At 63.7% G+C, this 15759-nt stretch carries 11 protein-coding genes and 3 pseudogenes; 13 read left to right on the forward strand and 1 reads right to left on the reverse strand.

All coding sequences use genetic code 11. From position 1 onward, the window contains the following. Positions 1 to 152 precede the first annotated feature (152 nt). Complete coding sequence (locus tag BJG93_RS30470; RefSeq protein ID WP_154677416.1) at positions 153 to 272, forward strand: trehalase family glycosidase; 120 nt, start codon at positions 153 to 155, stop codon at positions 270 to 272. Between the two features lie 76 nt (positions 273 to 348). Continuing rightward, positions 349 to 1227, forward strand: a pseudogene (locus tag BJG93_RS30475) (MFS transporter). A gap of 4 nt (positions 1228 to 1231) precedes the next feature. On the opposite strand, the gene BJG93_RS30480 reads toward BJG93_RS30475, so the two are convergent. Next, positions 1232 to 1684, reverse strand: coding sequence for a hypothetical protein (locus BJG93_RS30480; protein WP_154671715.1), 453 nt, complete (start codon positions 1682 to 1684; stop codon positions 1232 to 1234). 330 nt (positions 1685 to 2014) lie between these two features. Between BJG93_RS30480 and pgaA the strand changes: the two genes are divergently transcribed. The 11 genes and pseudogenes from pgaA to BJG93_RS30535 all read left to right on the forward strand — a co-directional run bounded on the left by pgaA (position 2015) and on the right by BJG93_RS30535 (position 15576). Beyond that, a complete protein-coding gene (gene pgaA / locus BJG93_RS30485) occupies positions 2015 to 4075 on the forward strand; it encodes a poly-beta-1,6 N-acetyl-D-glucosamine export porin PgaA (RefSeq protein ID WP_027194951.1) in 2061 nt (686 codons plus the stop codon). 6 nt (positions 4076 to 4081) lie between these two features. Beyond that, the gene (gene pgaB / locus BJG93_RS30490; protein ID WP_027194952.1) at positions 4082 to 6121 is read left to right on the forward strand and encodes a poly-beta-1,6-N-acetyl-D-glucosamine N-deacetylase PgaB; all 2040 of its coding nucleotides are present in this window, start codon (positions 4082 to 4084) and stop codon (positions 6119 to 6121) included. Positions 6122 to 6166: 45 nt separating this feature from the next. After that, entirely contained in the window at positions 6167 to 7507 is a 1341-nt protein-coding gene (pgaC, locus tag BJG93_RS30495; protein WP_051374223.1) for a poly-beta-1,6-N-acetyl-D-glucosamine synthase, read from the forward strand. A 14-nt stretch (positions 7508 to 7521) separates the two neighbouring features. Further along, on the forward strand, positions 7522 to 7971 hold the full coding sequence (locus BJG93_RS30500; RefSeq protein WP_027194953.1) for a hypothetical protein: 450 nt from the start codon (positions 7522 to 7524) through the stop codon (positions 7969 to 7971). Between the two features lie 49 nt (positions 7972 to 8020). Then, positions 8021 to 9850: a glutamine--fructose-6-phosphate transaminase (isomerizing) gene (gene glmS, locus BJG93_RS30505; protein WP_027194954.1), complete on the forward strand. Its 1830-nt coding sequence runs from the start codon at positions 8021 to 8023 to the stop codon at positions 9848 to 9850. Positions 9851 to 9859: 9 nt separating this feature from the next. Next, complete coding sequence (locus BJG93_RS30510) at positions 9860 to 11095, forward strand: hypothetical protein (protein WP_027194955.1); 1236 nt, start codon at positions 9860 to 9862, stop codon at positions 11093 to 11095. A 186-nt stretch (positions 11096 to 11281) separates the two neighbouring features. Then, entirely contained in the window at positions 11282 to 12262 is a 981-nt protein-coding gene (locus BJG93_RS30515) for a chromate resistance protein ChrB domain-containing protein (protein WP_027194956.1), read from the forward strand. Further along, positions 12259 to 13433, forward strand: a pseudogene (locus BJG93_RS30520) (chromate transporter). The gene BJG93_RS30515 and the pseudogene BJG93_RS30520 overlap by 4 nt, the downstream one beginning before the upstream one ends. After that, positions 13346 to 13837 carry a hypothetical protein gene (locus tag BJG93_RS36290; RefSeq protein WP_174566137.1) on the forward strand — a complete coding sequence of 164 codons (492 nt, stop codon included), beginning with the start codon at positions 13346 to 13348 and terminating at the stop codon, positions 13835 to 13837. The pseudogene BJG93_RS30520 and the gene BJG93_RS36290 overlap by 88 nt, the downstream one beginning before the upstream one ends. Beyond that, positions 13812 to 14454, forward strand: a pseudogene (locus BJG93_RS30530) (DUF1259 domain-containing protein); the annotation flags it as partial. The gene BJG93_RS36290 and the pseudogene BJG93_RS30530, both read left to right, overlap by 26 nt. A 75-nt stretch (positions 14455 to 14529) precedes the next feature. Then, positions 14530 to 15576 carry a YncE family protein gene (locus tag BJG93_RS30535; protein ID WP_071336720.1) on the forward strand — a complete coding sequence of 349 codons (1047 nt, stop codon included), beginning with the start codon at positions 14530 to 14532 and terminating at the stop codon, positions 15574 to 15576. The last annotated feature ends 183 nt before the right edge of the window (positions 15577 to 15759 follow it).

The following is a 15759-nucleotide window of genomic DNA, read 5'->3' on the forward strand; positions in this document are numbered from 1 at the left end:
CAAAGAACTGTCCCTATTGAGTAATGCAAGGCTCACACACCGTTCGGCTGCTTCATCCGAATGCGCGATTTCGCTGGAAGCAGATCGGCACACCCGGCGACCCTGTCCGGAGCGCTAGTCGCTAGCGCTTTTAAAGAAATGGGGCATTAAACATCCGCTTCGTCGGCGACGCGAGCGACAAGTCCGCGGGCGGCGGCGAGTATCCGTTACAGGACGGTTTCGGCTGGACTAATGGCGTGGTGCGGTCGGGGTATCGGATGCGGCGGCATTGACGGCGGCCGCGCCGCAGACGTCGCACAGTACGTCGCGCGCGGGCCACTAGTTTAGTCAACCTGGAAACTCCCAAAGATGAATCGCAAGCTCGACGTCCCATCGGCGGAACCGCTGCCGCCGCAAGCGCAGGGCCACGACGGCCGACGAAGCCACCGCGCACTGGCAGCGCAATCTTGGCGTATGCGTGTTCGGCTCGTTCACGACCATCGTCGCGATGACGCTGCTGCTGCCGTTCCTGCCGCTCTACGTCGAGCAGCTCGGCGTCAAGGCGCGGCGATCTTCGTGGCCTTTCTCGCGACGGCGTTCCTGATCCGCGAAAAGCCGGTGCGCAAGCGCACGGACAGCGCGTCGAAGCAGGGCGCGTGGGCATCGGTCGACGACAAGCGGCCAGCCATCGCGATGCTTGCCACAGGTCTGCTGCTGATGGTCGCGAACATGTCGATCGAGCCGATTATCACCGTCTACGTCGCCCAGCTCACGAAGCCTCAAAGCGTGACGATGATCGCGGGCTTCGTGATGTCGGGCGCAGCGCTCGGCAGCGTGCTGTCATCGTCGCGGCTGGGCAAGCTCGCCGATCGCGCCGGGCACTGGAATGTGATCGTCGGCTGCCTCGCCGTATCGGCGCTGCTGCTGGTTCCGCAGGCGTTCGTCACCGCGAGCTGGCAGTTGATCGTGCTGCGTTTCCTGATGGGAATCGCGTTAGGCGGCCTGTTGCCGTGCATCGCGAGCGTGATCCGCCACAACGTGCCGGCGAACGTGACGGGCGCGATTCTTGGGTACTCGGTCTCGTCGCAGTACGCGGGGCAGGTGGCCGGGCCTCTGTTAGGCGGTTTCGTCGGCGGACACGTCGGCATGCGCGCGGTGTTTCTCGGCACCAGCCTGCTGATGGCGCTCGGCGCAGTCGCGAACTGGCGTGTGAAGTCGGGCAGGGCACAGGCGGGAGCGGCGCGCTGATGCCTCACGCATTGTTAATCAGTACCACTGATGTAAAGCTTATGGCGATCTTCGCGCCTCTCGGAGAGTCGCCGATTTGTTCTCTTCTTTCTTCCGCAGCGAGACAATACACAACGCGCACATGCTGTCTCTGTGCGTTTGCCCACATGTGAACGCTGCGCCGCCAGGACGTTGCCACAAGCATAGCGACATGGCTTTGCGGCAAATGTTTCAGAAGTGGTCTGCGCACTTCAGCATCGAGATGGTCTGGCTTATTTCCGTTCAAGAACGATTTCATTGGGCTTTTTCCACGCATCAAGACGCTATCGAAGCAATGCTGCGTCGTTGAATTACGCGTCGTCCTTGATGCATGGCTGGCGTGCTGTATCACGTTTGAAACACTTCGGACTTCTACTGCAATTGCACAATCAGCCCATTGCTGTGCATCGATCTGCGTCGCGCGAGCCCTTCGCTTCATCTGGCTATTCGTGTCCCCCACGATGATTTCGCGTTCTCCGAACCGTTCACCGATGAAACGTATTTAACTGCGAGTCATTGCGTCGCAACATCTTTCAGCAGTCGAATCGTTGCCGGTGAAGGATCGGACACCTGCTGGTACGAACTTCGCTATATGCCTCGCCGCGCAAGTGGACCTGGTCGTCGCGATAGCTGTGACCGGATGCTGAATAAGACGCTGAACTTCCACACCGCACGCCAGACCTCGGGGGCTCACAGCATGTTCCATGCGTCATTTGCATGACGCATGGCCTCGATTTGTCTGAACGTCGGTATCGACAAACGAGGAACCATGAAAACCAAAAGCGCTAGCCGACGCAAGCACGCGGCAGTCAAGGCGACAGCCCTGCTGCTGATGCTGTTGATGCGTGACTATTGCGCCGCGCAGCCGGGCGCTGCGTCGGAGGCACCGGGGAACGTTGCAGAAGGGACCATCGCGAAAGGTACGGTCGTGCAAGGGAAGGTCGTGACCGAACGCGACCAGCTTCGCGAACGCGTTTTTGAAGAAGCCAGCGCGGGCGCTGCGCAACTTGCGTTGCAGGAGGCGCGTGCCAGTGCGGACGCATTCTCCGAACATGATCTGCTGCAGATCGAAGCGCTCGTCGTTGAAACGGAAGTGCATTGGGGACGTCAGCAATCGCTCGCCACGGACGAGCCCGATCGTCTTGCGCAGACTCGAGCCGCGCTTCAGCACATCGACGACATGCTCGCTCGCATACCGGCCGGCGACGGCTACGAGGACCTGCGCCGTGCGGTGCTCGCCGAACGTGTCGCGGCACTGCAAGGTGTCGGGCGCATGAAGGAAGCGATCGCGCTATACGAAGACCTCGCGCGCTCGCCGCAACCGATGCCTGCGCGTACCTACGCCGCCGCGGGTGACGCCTACACGTATCTCGACGAGCCGCGCAAGGCCGCGCCGGCTTATGAGCGTGCGTTGCACACGCCCGTCGAGCCGCTCACACCGTCGCTCGAACCGCATGCGCTCAAGCGCATCGACGTGCAGGAAGGTCTCTTCTTCGCCTACCTCGACGCGGGCCGTTATGAGCATGCGCAGCAACTGCTGAAGTCGATCGCGGCGAGCACGCCGATTCGCGCGGATCTCGCCGAGCATCCGGAAGACGTGAACGAAGACTATGGCCGTGTGAAGAAGCTGCAGGCGCAGTACCTGCTCTACACGGACCGCACCCGCGAAGGCGTGGCGGCGCTCGACAAGCTGCGTCACGAAGCGCCGTTCGATCCCGCGTTGATCAGCGCACGAGCGGATGCAACGCTTGTCCAGCAGCGCCCGCATGAAGCGGAGCAGGTCTACACGGGCACGCTCGTCGATCATCCTGGCGACGTCGAAACGCTTGCGGGCCTCGGCAGGACCGCGTTGCAACTGAATCAGTACGACCGCGCTGCGCAGGTCAACGCGACGTTCGGCGACCGCTTCCCGGACAACAACACGGTGAAGACGTTTCAACACGACTTCGAGGCGTACCAGAGCCCGCAACTGATCGTCGCGGCGAACGGACAGAAGGGCAACTCGGTCATCGCCGACAACGACTGGGGCGTCGATACGCAACTCTATTCGATGCCGATCGCGGACTACTGGCGCATCTTCGCGCATCAGTTCAGCGGACGCGCAAACACCGGCGACGGCAACAGCGTGAGCCGCATTCGCAACGGCATCGGCGGCGACTTCCGCTTTCATGGCATCGACGCAGCCGCCGAAGTGGACCGGTCGACGGGACCGCAAGCGAAAACGGGCGGCGCCGGCAGTCTGAGCTTCGCGCCCGACGACCACTGGAAATTCTCGGCGGGCGTCGACAGCAACGTCAACACGCTGCCGTGGAAGGCCTATCAGGCGGGCGTGACGGGCCGCGCGGCGACGGGCGAGATCCGCTACGAGGTGGACGATTACCGCTACTTCGAGGTCGGTTACGGCGCTTCGCGCTACAGCGACACGAATTTCAACCAGTCGTGGGTGGCGACGTGGTACGAGCGCCTGATCAACACGCCCAGCCACCTCGTCGCGACGTGGGTCGAGCTGAACACCAGCAGCAACACGCTCACGAACACCGCGTACTTCAGTCCGCATCGCGACCTGACCGCGCAGCTCACCGCGATGTACCAGTGGACCTCGTGGCGCAACGCGGACCAGTCGCTCGCGAACCGCGCCTATGCAACGGTCGGCGGCTACCGTCAGACCGACATCGGCACCAGCATGCTGTGGGAGGTCCGTCTCGAACAGCAGTGGCAGTTCAGCGCGCACGCGTCGCTCGCCTACGGCATCGGCGTGGCGAGCCAGCGCATGGACCGAACCCGCGAGACCAGCAAGCTCATCTACCTGAACCTGAACATTCCCCTGTAGGCCATCATGGACAAGCTCACCCGCAGACGCTTTCTTGCTTTCGCCGCCGGGCTCGCCGCGGTTCCCGCCGCGCAGGCGCGCCTCGCTCTCGACCGTTTGCCGCCGCCGGACGCCGACGACGGTCTCACGTTCCGCGTGCTCGCGATCCACGACGTGCGCGACGACCTCCACGCGGACGTGTCGACGGTCGCCGACACCTGCGCGATCAGCACCGCGACGCTCGGCACGATCTTCGCGTGGCTGAAGGCGAAAGACTTTCACCCGGTCAGCGTCGATCAGATCGTCGCGTCACGCAACGGCGGGCCGCGCCTGCCGCCGCGCGCCGTGCTGCTCAGTTTCGACGATGCCTATAAAAGCCAGTACACCCGCGCGTTCCCGCTGTTGCAGCAATACGGCTATCCAGCGCTGATCGGCGTCGTGACGCGCTGGACCGATACGCCGGCCGGTCAGGCGGTGCGGATCAGCCACAAGTCCGTGATGCCGCCCGACTACTTCATGAGCTGGGACGATCTGCGCGACATGGCGCAATCCGGTCTCGTCGAAATCGCGTCGCACACGCACGACATGCACCACGGCGCGCTCGCGAATCCGCAAGGCAACGAGCTGCCCGCCGCCAGCGCGCATCTGTATCTCGCCGATCTGAAACGCTACGAAACCGACGACGAATATCACGCCCGCGTGCAGGGCGACCTGCAGCGCAGCGCCGACCTGATCAAACAGAACACGGGCGTCACCGTGCGCTCCGCGGTATGGCCGTATGGCATGTACAACGCCGCGCTGATCAAGGCGTCGCAGGCGCTCGGCATGGCCGTGCACTTCACGCTGGACGACGGGCCGAACACGCCCGACGTGCCGCTCACGCGCATCCGGCGCCTGCTCGTGTCGTACGACTGGGACGTCGGCACGATGATCGCGCAGATGCGTTCGTCACCAGCGTATCGCGGCGAGCACAACCCGGTGGAGCGCGTCGTCAATGTATCGCTCGACGAGATGTACGACCCGGATCCGCACAAGAGTGAAGAGAAGCTTGGCCGGCTGCTCGACCGCATCAAGGATCTCGAACCGAAGTCGGTGTATCTGCAGGCCTATTCGGATCCGGACAACACGGGTGTGGCACGCGCGACGTACTTCCCGAACCGCCATCTGCCGATGCGCGCCGATCTGTTCAACCGCACCGCGTGGCAACTGATCACCCGCGCCGGCGTGCAGGTCTACGCGCGCATGCCGCTGCTCGCGTTCGCCTTGCCGCCGCAGCATCCGGCCGCGGGCCGTCTCGTCGAAGTGGCGGCCGGCAGCCCAAATGCCGGGCGCGATGCGCGCATGCCGCGCCTCAGCCCATTCGATCCGGTCGCGCGCGCCGTGATTCAGGACCTTTACGACGACCTCACCCGCTACGCGAGCTTCAACGGCGTGGTGTTCGGCCCGGATGCGGCGCTCAACGCCTACGAAGACACGAGTGCCGCGGCGCTTGCCATCTACCGGTCGTGGGGCCTGCCTGCGGATATCGCGCAGATCCATGCATCGGACCCACTGATGCAGCGCTGGGCCACCGGCAAGACCGCTTATCTGAACGCGTTCACGAACCAGCTCGCCGAGCGCGTGCGCGCCTATCAGGGCGGCGGCAATGTGTTGACCGCGCGCACGCTGCCCGCCGAAGCCGTATTCGATGCGAACGCGGAACTCAACTTCTCGCAGAGCCTCGCGTCGTCGCTCTCGAACTACGACTTCGTGGCACTGGTCGCCGCGCCTGGAGGCGGCGAAGGGCCCGACGATGAATGGCTCGACGGACTCACGAAGGCAGTGAGAAAGCAGCCCGGCGCTCTGGCGAAAACGGTGTTCGAGTTGCCGGCCGTCAACCGTGAGTCCCGACGCCCCGTCGAAGCGAGGGTGCTGCGCGCGCAGATGCAGCGGCTCAATGCGGCGGGCGTCGTGCATCTGGGCTACGGGCCCGACGACTTCATCGCCAACCGGCCGGACACGACCGTCTTGCGCGACGTGATGTCGGTGCAAGGCACGCTGCGAACCAACCAGGGAATGTTGGGCTGAGCGTCGGGTGAAACCGCCACCGCAAGCCCATGCTAGGGGACAACAATGAAAAATGTGATGAGCGTCGTGTCGAACTTCGTCTTTTACTATCCGCTGCTGATGGCGTATCTGTGGATGGTGGGCGGACTGCTGCACTATCTGTTGATCGAACGGAAGGACGGGAGCCAGACGGCTGTCGGGCCGCTGCCGTCGTATCCGAAAGTATCGGTCGTGGTGCCTTGCTATAACGAGGCGGACAACGTGCGCGAGGTGATCGCGTGTCTGGATCGGTTGAACTATCCGAACTACAACATCATCGCGATCAACGACGGCAGCCATGACGAAACGGGCGCGATCCTCAACGAGCTGGTCGATGTCTACCCGAAGCTGGTGGTCGTGCATCAGCACCAGAACGAAGGCAAGGCGATCGGCCTGACGACGGCCGCGATGTTGAGTGACGCCGAGTATCTGATGTGCATCGACGGCGACTCGCTGCTCGACAAGGAAGCGATCGGCTGGATGCTGCGCCACTTCATCGACGACGCATCGGTGGGCGCCGTGACGGGCAACCCGCGCATCCGCACGCGCTCGTCGCTGCTCGGACGCATGCAGGTCGGCGAATTCTCGTCGATCGTCGGCCTCATCAAACGCACGCAGCATATGTACGGGCGTTTGCTGACCGTGTCGGGCGTCGTGTCGATGTTCCGCAAGCGCGCGTTGCAGGAAGTCGGCTACTGGAGCTCCGATATGTTGACGGAAGACATCGACATTAGCTGGAAGCTCCAGGTACAAGGCTGGCACGTGCATTTCGAATCGCGCGCGCTGAGCTGGATCCTGATGCCGGAGACCTTTCGCGGCCTCTACAAGCAACGTCTGCGCTGGGCGAAGGGCGGTATTCAGGTGCTGTTCAAGTATGCGGGCGAGGTGCTGTCCCGCCGCAACATGATGATGTGGCCGATCTTCTTCGAATACGCGATCAGTATCGTCTGGGCGTACTGCATGCTGTTCACGCTCGTGATGATGGCGGCCACCGCGATATTCACGCTGCCTGAAACGTGGCGCTTCGCGTTCGTGCCGCGTGGCACGGGCGTACTGCTGTTCGCCACCTGCTGCGCGCAGATCCTGGTCGGCTGTCTGATCGACCGGCGCTACGACAACAACCTGTTGCGCTATTTCATCGACACCGTCTGGTATCCGGCCGCGTTCTGGGCCATCAGCATGATCGCGTCGGTCATCGCATTGCCCGGCGTCGTCAGCCAGCGGCGCCGCCAGCGCGCGCGCTGGGTCAGTCCCGATCGCGGTATCCGCTCGAGCGGCGCCGTGATCGCCGATTCATCTACGGGGTTAGTCGCGCAGCCGCAGTTCGGCGGCCCGCTCGACGTCACGCAGTCCAGTCAACATTCCTGAGCAGGGTACACACCATGAATTTCCCGATCATCGATGTCTCGAAGCAGTCCGTCGCCCAGTTCGCAACCGAATGCAGCAAGGGCCGGGCGATGCGCACGGTCGCGTGGTATCGCGTCGTGCGGCCGGCGCTCGTGCTGTGCATGTGGGTGCTGGCGGCCGTCTACATACGCTGGCATCTTGCCAATGCGAGTCCAGAGGAGTTGTCGATCGACGCATTCATGCCCGGCATCACCGGCATCGCGGTCGTCGCCGCGGCGATGACTGTCTGGACCATCGGGCGCCAGATGGACGCGATGAACACCAACCGCACGCGCCGGATGCCCGCCAGCGACGACGTCTTCCACCATGCCACACGCGAAATCGCCGTCGGCAACGCGGGCCGCTGCCTCGTCGCCTATCACGACGACGACGGCGCTGTCTCGCACGTCGTGTCCATGCCCGAATTCCAGCGTCAGGCGGCCTGAGCCGCGCGCAAATATCGCAATCAGTATTGAACGCACCACGGAGACCACCATGTGCGGAATAGTAGGAGCAGTGGCGCAACGCGACGTCGTTGCGGTACTCACCGAGGGTTTGCGCCGCCTCGAATATCGCGGCTACGACTCTTGCGGGGTCGCGGTGTTGCAGCACGGCGCGCCGCGCCGCGTGCGCAGTGTCGAGCGGGTCGCGAGTCTCGCGGCACAGGTCGAGGCCGCACGGCTGTCAGGCACGATCGGCGTCGCGCATACGCGCTGGGCGACGCACGGTGCACCCGTCACCGACAACGCGCACCCGATTTTTTCGCGCGACGAGATCGCGCTGGTTCACAACGGCATCATCGAAAATCATGAAGCGTTGCGTGACGAATTGAAGGGGCTCGGTTACGCGTTCGAATCGGATACCGATACGGAAGTGATCGCGCATCTGATTCACTACACGCGGGAACAGGACGAATCGCGCGATCTGCTGACGGCCGTGCAACGCGCGTTGCAGCGTCTGCGCGGCGCGTACGCGATCGCGGTGTTCGCGAACGACGAGCCGGACCGCGTGATCGGCGCGCGTGCCGGTTCGCCTCTCGTGGTCGGCGTCGGCGAGCGGGGCACTTATCTGGCGTCGGACGCGATGGCATTGTCGGGCACCGCGGAGGATTTCATCTTCCTCGAAGAAGGGGACGTCGCGGTGCTGTCGTGCGACGGCGTGCATATCGTCGATCGCGACGGCGCGAGCGTGCGGCGCGAAGTGCAGACGCAGCACGCAAGCCACTACGCGGCGGAACTCGGCCCGTATCGCCACTACATGCAGAAGGAAATCTTCGAGCAGCCGCAGGTGGTCGCCGATGCCACCGAGCGCGTGCGCGCGATCGCGCCAGCGCTGTTCGGCGCGAAGGCAGAGCGCGCTTTCGGCGAGATCGATTCGCTGTTGCTGCTGGCGTGCGGCACGAGCTACTACTCGGCGCTGACGGCGAAATACTGGCTCGAATCGATTGCCGGCATGCCGACACAGGTGGAAATCGCGAGCGAGTATCGCTATCGCGAGAGCGTGGTGAATCCGTGCGCGATGGTCGTCGTCGTCTCGCAGTCGGGCGAGACGGCCGATACGCTCGCCGCGTTGAAGCACGCGCAACAGCTCGGCCATCACCATACGCTCGCGATCTGCAACGTGCCGCACAGCTCGATGATGCGGCTCACGGAATTGCAGTACCTCACCGGCGCCGGACCGGAGATCGGCGTTGCGTCGACGAAAGCCTTCACGACACAACTGGTCGCGCTGTTCGTGCTTGCGCTCACGCTCGGCAAAAAACGCGGCCGCGTGAGCGCCGACCAGGAAGCGCACGCGTTGCGCCAGCTGCATCGTCTTCCGGCCGCGCTCAACAGCGTGCTCGCGCTGGAGCCGCAGATCGTCGCGTGGGCGCAGGCGCTGGCGCGCCAACAGCATGCGCTGTTTCTCGGCCGCGGCGTGCACTTTCCGATCGCACTGGAAGGCGCGCTGAAGCTGAAGGAAATCTCGTACGTGCATGCCGAGGCGTATCCCGCAGGAGAGTTGAAGCATGGGCCGCTCGCGATCGTCACGAACGAGATGCCGGTCATCACGATTGCGCCGAACGATGCGCTGCTCGAAAAGCTGAAGTCGAACATGCAGGAAGTGCGCGCGCGCGGCGGACAACTATTCGTGCTCGCGGATGCCGATGCGCAGATCGCGAGCGGCGAAGGCGTGCGCGTGATTCGGCTGCCCGCGCACTATGGGCCGTTGTCGCCGATCCTGCACGTGGTGCCGTTGCAGTTGCTGGCGTATCACACGGCCTGCGCGCGCGGCACCGATGTGGACAAGCCGCGCAACCTCGCGAAATCCGTCACCGTGGAGTAAGCCGCCAGCATGCGAACGACCTTTGCACTTCTCGCAGTGGCGGCCGCATGCGGCCTCGCGTCTGGCCTCGTACCGTGCGCTTCGGCGGCCGGGGCCAAGACCAACGCCAAGGCCGCCGGCGCGGCGCGCGTGCCGACGGGCGATTTGCGCGCCTATATGCACGGGATCGGCGTGGCGACCGACGCGCGCGGCGTATCGACCGTGTTCTTCAGCAGCTCCGGCCTGCCGCCACGCGGCGCGGGCCGCGACAGGAACTGGACGCACGACGTGTACATCGCGCGCTGGACGCCGCAGAAGGCGAAGCTCGGCAGGCCGCGCGGATTCATCAGCCGGCCTGAAGCGCAGGAGCCGGTGTCGGTTGCGCAGAACGACGGTGGTCGCGTGATGGTGACGTTCGAGGACGGATGGAATACGCCCAACGAGGTGAGCCAGCGTTATGGCGTCTACACGTCGAATCTTCGGGCGGTGCGGCCGTATCCTGTCGACGTGCTGTCGGGTGGTCATTCGGGGCACGTCGCGGCGGTCGGCTCGCGCTTCGTGGTGTTCTATTCGAACGACTGGATCGACGGAGGCGGCGTCGACAATCTGGGCACCGGCAACGGCGTCTACGCGAAGATTTACGACGGTGACGGCGTGCTGGTGCAGGCGGTCGATGTCGCGCCGCGAGTGCGCGAGTGGTGGCCGATGATTGCCGGTTCGCCGACGCGCGCGCTGCTCGTATGGCAGCAATATGTGGCAGGCGAGACGTTCGCGCGGCTCAAGGCCGCGACGCTCGATCCCGCGACCGGCGCTCTTGGCGAGGCGCGTGTGATTGCGCCGCGCTTGCAGTACTACACGTATGCGGCGGCTTACGTGCCGTCCGTCGACCGCTTTCTGGTGGTCGCCACGAGCGGCGACGGCAAAGGCTTTGCGCAACTCGTCGATGAAAACGGCGCGACGACCGCGACGCTCGCGTGCATGCCGGCGTCGGTGCGGGAAGCGGGCATTGCGGTGATCGGCGATCGTGCGTTCACGCCGTCACAGGATGGGCGGCTGCTGCATTTGCGGTTGACTGGGGCATCGATCGAACTGGTGGGCACGCAGCCGTCGCCGATCAAATGGACTTACACGGGCAGCCTCGGACTTGTGCGGTCGCCGACGCAATTGCATTGGGTCGCGACGAGTCCGAAAGGGCTGCAGGAAGCGGAGTTCGATCTGAATGCGGTGCAGCCGGCGTCGGCTGCGGATCGCTGTGAGACGCCGTGAAGAGGGCTGATCGGCGGCTGCAAGTCGGGGTGCCTTCAAGAAGCGGACTTTTTCGTACGCTAAGGCGATCCTGGCCGAGCACTGTCGAGGCCTCGCGTGCTGCCTCGGTCAAACCGCACCCCGCCGGCGGCGCACCGACCTGAAGTAAACTTGTAGAGGATGCTACGCTGGCGTAGCCTTTCCTACATGGAAACAATCGCAACCTGGTCGCTCCTGGTTTTGACGCTGCCTACGGAAAACGCCACGGCCCGCATGCGGTTCTGGCGCGCGCTGAAGGCAAAGGGCTGCGCCGTGCTGCGGGACGGGATCTACCTGCTTCCTTACACCGAAGAACGCGAGGGCATGTTGCGGGAACTCGCCGACGCCATCGCCGACAGCGGCGGCACGGCCCACCTGTTGCGAGCGCCCAGCCTCGACGCATCCCAGGAAGCCGAATTCCGCGCGTTGTTCGATCGTCGCGACGACTACGCAAACTTTGTCCGCACGCTTGCAGACGCGCGCAAGACCATCTCAGGTCAATCCGCCGCCGACCTGGCCCGGTTGCTGCGTCGGTTGCGCAGGGATTACGAGACGATCGTCGCGATCGACTATTTTCCTGACGATGCGGCAACGCGCGCGGAGGCCGCCTGGCAGGACTTCGTCGCGCTCGTCGATACAGTGCTGTCCCCCGGCGAGCCGCACCCCGTCCAACGGACCATCCGTCTGCTGCCGCTCGACGAGTACCAGGGCCGGACATGGGCCACCCGCCAGCGCCTGTGGGTCGATCGCGTGGCAAGCGCATGGCTGATCCGGCGCTTCATCGATCGGGACGCGCGCTTCATCTGGCTCACATCCCCGGATGCGTGTCCCACTGATGCACTGGGCTTTGACTTTGACGGTGCGGCCTTCACGCACGTCGGCGATCGCGTGACGTTCGAAGCATTGGTTGCCAGCTTTGGCCTTGACAAGGACCCGGCGCTGCTGCGGCTCGGTGAAATGGTTCACGCACTCGATGTCGGCGGAGCACCGGTGCCCGAGGCGGTCGGCTTTGAAGCGGTGATGGCCGGTGCACGCGAACGCGCGTCGGATGACGATCAACTGTTCGATGAAATGAGCCGCGTACTTGATTTGGTCTACACGCACTTTGTGGCGACCACAAAAAACGCCAACGCGGGGCTCCGTTCATGAACACCACCACAGCGATGGCGCCGGGCTATACCCTGGGCCAGATGATCCTGTACATGCTGCGACTTGGCGCGTTCGGGTTTGGCGGACCCGTGGCGCTCGTTGGCTATATGCACCGTGATCTGGTCGAGCGGCGTGGCTGGATCAGCGACGCCGATTACCGCGAGGGGCTGGCGTTGGCTCAAATGATGCCGGGGCCGCTCGCCGCGCAACTCGGGATTTATCTCGGCTTCGTGCACTACCGCGTCGTCGGCGCGACGTTGGTTGGTATCGCATTCGTGCTGCCTTCGTTCCTGATGGTCGTCGCGCTGGGTTGGGCCTACGCGCATTTCGGTGGGCTCTCCTGGATGCAGGCGGCCTTTTATGGCGTCGGCGCCGCCGTGGTCGGCATCATCGCGATGAGCGCGTACAAGCTGACGACGAAGACGATCGGGACAGACCGGCTCCTATGGGCGATCTATCTGACGCTTGCGGTGGTGACCGTCGTCACCGAGTCTGAAATCGCGTGGCTCTTTATCGCGGGCGGCCTGCTCAACTGGTTCCTGCGTGCTCCTCCGAAATGGCTCGGCAAGGGTGGGCTGAATGCGCTGGCAGCGACACAGGCGCCCGCTGTGAGCGGCGTCCTCAGCGGTCTGGATCTGCCACTGCTCGGCCAGATCGGCCTTTTCTTCACCAAGGCCGGCGCATTCGTGTTCGGCTCAGGGCTCGCGATCGTGCCGTTCCTCTATGGCGGCGTTGTGACCGAGCATCACTGGCTCAACGACAAGCAGTTCGTGGACGCGGTGGCCGTCGCGATGATCACGCCAGGGCCGGTCGTCATTACGGTCGGTTTCATCGTTACCTGGTTGCGGGCTTTGCGGGCGCCTGCGTCGCCGCGCTCGGGACCTTCCTGCCCTGTTATCTATTCACCGTGCTGCCCGCGCCGTACTTCAAGAAATACGGCAAGCTGCCCGCCGTCAAAGCGCTTGTCGACGGCATCACGGCCGCAGCGGTCGGCGCCATCACTGGCTCGGTGATTGTCATTGCGCGAAGATCGATCGTCGATTGGCCCACTATCGCGCTCGCACTTGCCGCGGCCCTGCTGCTATGGCGTTTCAGGAAGTTGCAGGAGCCCGTGATCGTCGTCGCGGCCGCATTCGTCGGCTTGATTGCCTACCCGCTTCTGCATCACTGACTGCCGCCGCGCATGGAGACATTGATGACCTATTCAGTGAACCCACTCGCCTGCGATCGCACCAGGCTCGCAGGCTTTCCGCCGCCGTCGGTGCGCTGGTCGCGGCACTGCCCGATTGGCTGGCGTCGCACACGGGCATGTCATTGCTTGCCGGCATGCGCGCCACGTTCGTCCTCTATGCGCTGACGGGCGTCGTGCTGTGGTTGCTGTATCTGCGCTTGCCCGGGCCTTCCGCACCGACGCGCGCTACTAGTGCGCCGCTCGGTCCGTCGCGCGGAATCGTCACGGCACTGATCGCATTGGGCTGGGCCGGTGCGCCACTGGTCGCGTGCGGCGTGCTCAAGATCACCTACGACCTCTCGCTGCTTGGCGCATTTCGTGATGGGCGACACCGTGTTATTTGAAGACGAGGTGAATCCCGTCATGAGCGTCGCGCTCGATTCGGGACTGGAGGTCACCGCGCTGCACAATCACTTCTTCTTCGATCACCCGAAGGTCTACTTCATGCATATCGGTGGCACAGGGGACCCGGCCCGGCTCGCCGAAGGTGTCAAGAAGGTCTACGACAAGATCGGCGAGATCCGTTCCGCGCACGCCGATCCGGAGAACGTCTTTCCCGGACATATCGCCAGCGCGAGCAGCCTCAGCCCGGTGCCGCTGGAGGCAGTGTTCGGATCGAAAGGGCAGACGAACAACGGTATGTTCAAGGTGGTCATCGGCAAAACAGCCAGCATGCATGGCGCCAAGGTCGGCAACGAGATGGGCGTCAACACTTGGGCTGCATTCGCCGGCACAGACGACGACGCTGTCGTCGATGGCGATTTCGCGATGCGTGAAAGCGAGCTGCAGAGCGTGCTAAAGCATGCGCGCATCGGGCATCAACATTGTGGCCATCCATCAGCACATGACTGACGAGCAGCCGCGCATCCTGTTCCTGCACTACTGGGGCAAAGGGAAGGCTGTCGATTTGGCAAAGGGCGTCAAGGCGGCGCTGGACGCGCAGAGCGCAAGCACGCAATAACGCTGGATTTCAATGCGCGATGAAGCCGCTGCGCCTCGTACGCAGGGGGCGGTGGTCGCGCCGCGGGAGGGTTTCATGAAAGCCTTGCAACCTTGGCGCTTGCGCTCAGCGGTCCTGTCGTACCTCGTCCTTCTCGTTTTATCCGCAGTTGTAGGCGTTGTGCTGTACAGGGTTCCACCCGCCGCCGCGCAAGCAGGAGCCCATGGCCTGCCGCTGACGCATGTCGCCGACATCCCGCTGCCGGGTCGCGCCACGCGGCTCGATTACGAAAGCTACGATCCCGTTCGCCATCTGCTGTTCATCGCCCACCTCGGCGACGGGGAAGTGATCGTCTTCGATGTGGGTGACTCGCGCGTGATCGCACGCATTGCTGGCGTCTCATCCGTTCACGGCGTGCTCGCCATTCCCGACCTGGCACGCGTGTTTGCTTCGGCAACAGGAACGGACCAAATCGTCGCCATCGACGAAGCGACGCTCAAAATAGTCGCCCGCATGCCAGGGGGGCATTATCCGGACGGCATGGCTTACGCGCCGGAGGTGCACAAGCTCTACGTGTCAAACGAGACCGGCAATACCGAGACCGTCATTGACGTTCGCAGCAACCAGCGCGTCGCGACGATTCCGCTTGGCGGCGAGGTCGGCAATACCCAATACGATCCGCGATCCCATCACATCTTCGTCAACGTTCAGAGCCGCAACGAACTCATTGAAATCGACCCTGCCGTCGACCGGATCGTTGCCCGTTTCAGGCTTCCGGGAGCCGAACACAATCACGGGCTGCTGATTGATGCTCAGGATCGGCTCGCCTTTATCGCCTGCCAGGGAAACGACAAACTGCTCGTTTTCGATATCGGAGCAGGGCGCATTATCCAGTCGTTCGGCATCGGCAGCGACCCGGACGTGCTCGCGTTCGATCCGGCACCGGGCACGCTTTATGTGGCGGGCGAAGCTGGCATCGTTTCGATGTTCAGCCTCAGAGGCGCGAATATCGAAAAGATCGGTGAGGGCCGTCTCGGACCGAATGCGCATGTCGTCGCCATCGATCCGGCTACACATCATTCGTTTTTTGCGCTGAAAGACGTCGGCGGAAGGCCAGTGCTTCGTATCATGTCATCGCCATGACGCTACGCACCCTTGATCAACAGAAGCTCCGCGGCTCAAGATTTCCCAAAAGTGCCGAACCAAGCCTTCTCAGGGCGTTGAGGCAGCCGGACTCGCCGTACGCATTTCCGGTTTGGCAGCGTGAGTAGCGCGCGACGACGGATCAAAGCGCGCTTCCAGCAGCGGTTTAGCGTACAAAAAAAT

Origin of the sequence: Paraburkholderia sprentiae WSM5005 (assembly GCF_001865575.2) — a bacterium.
GTDB classification, from domain to species: Bacteria; Pseudomonadota; Gammaproteobacteria; order Burkholderiales; family Burkholderiaceae; genus Paraburkholderia; species Paraburkholderia sprentiae.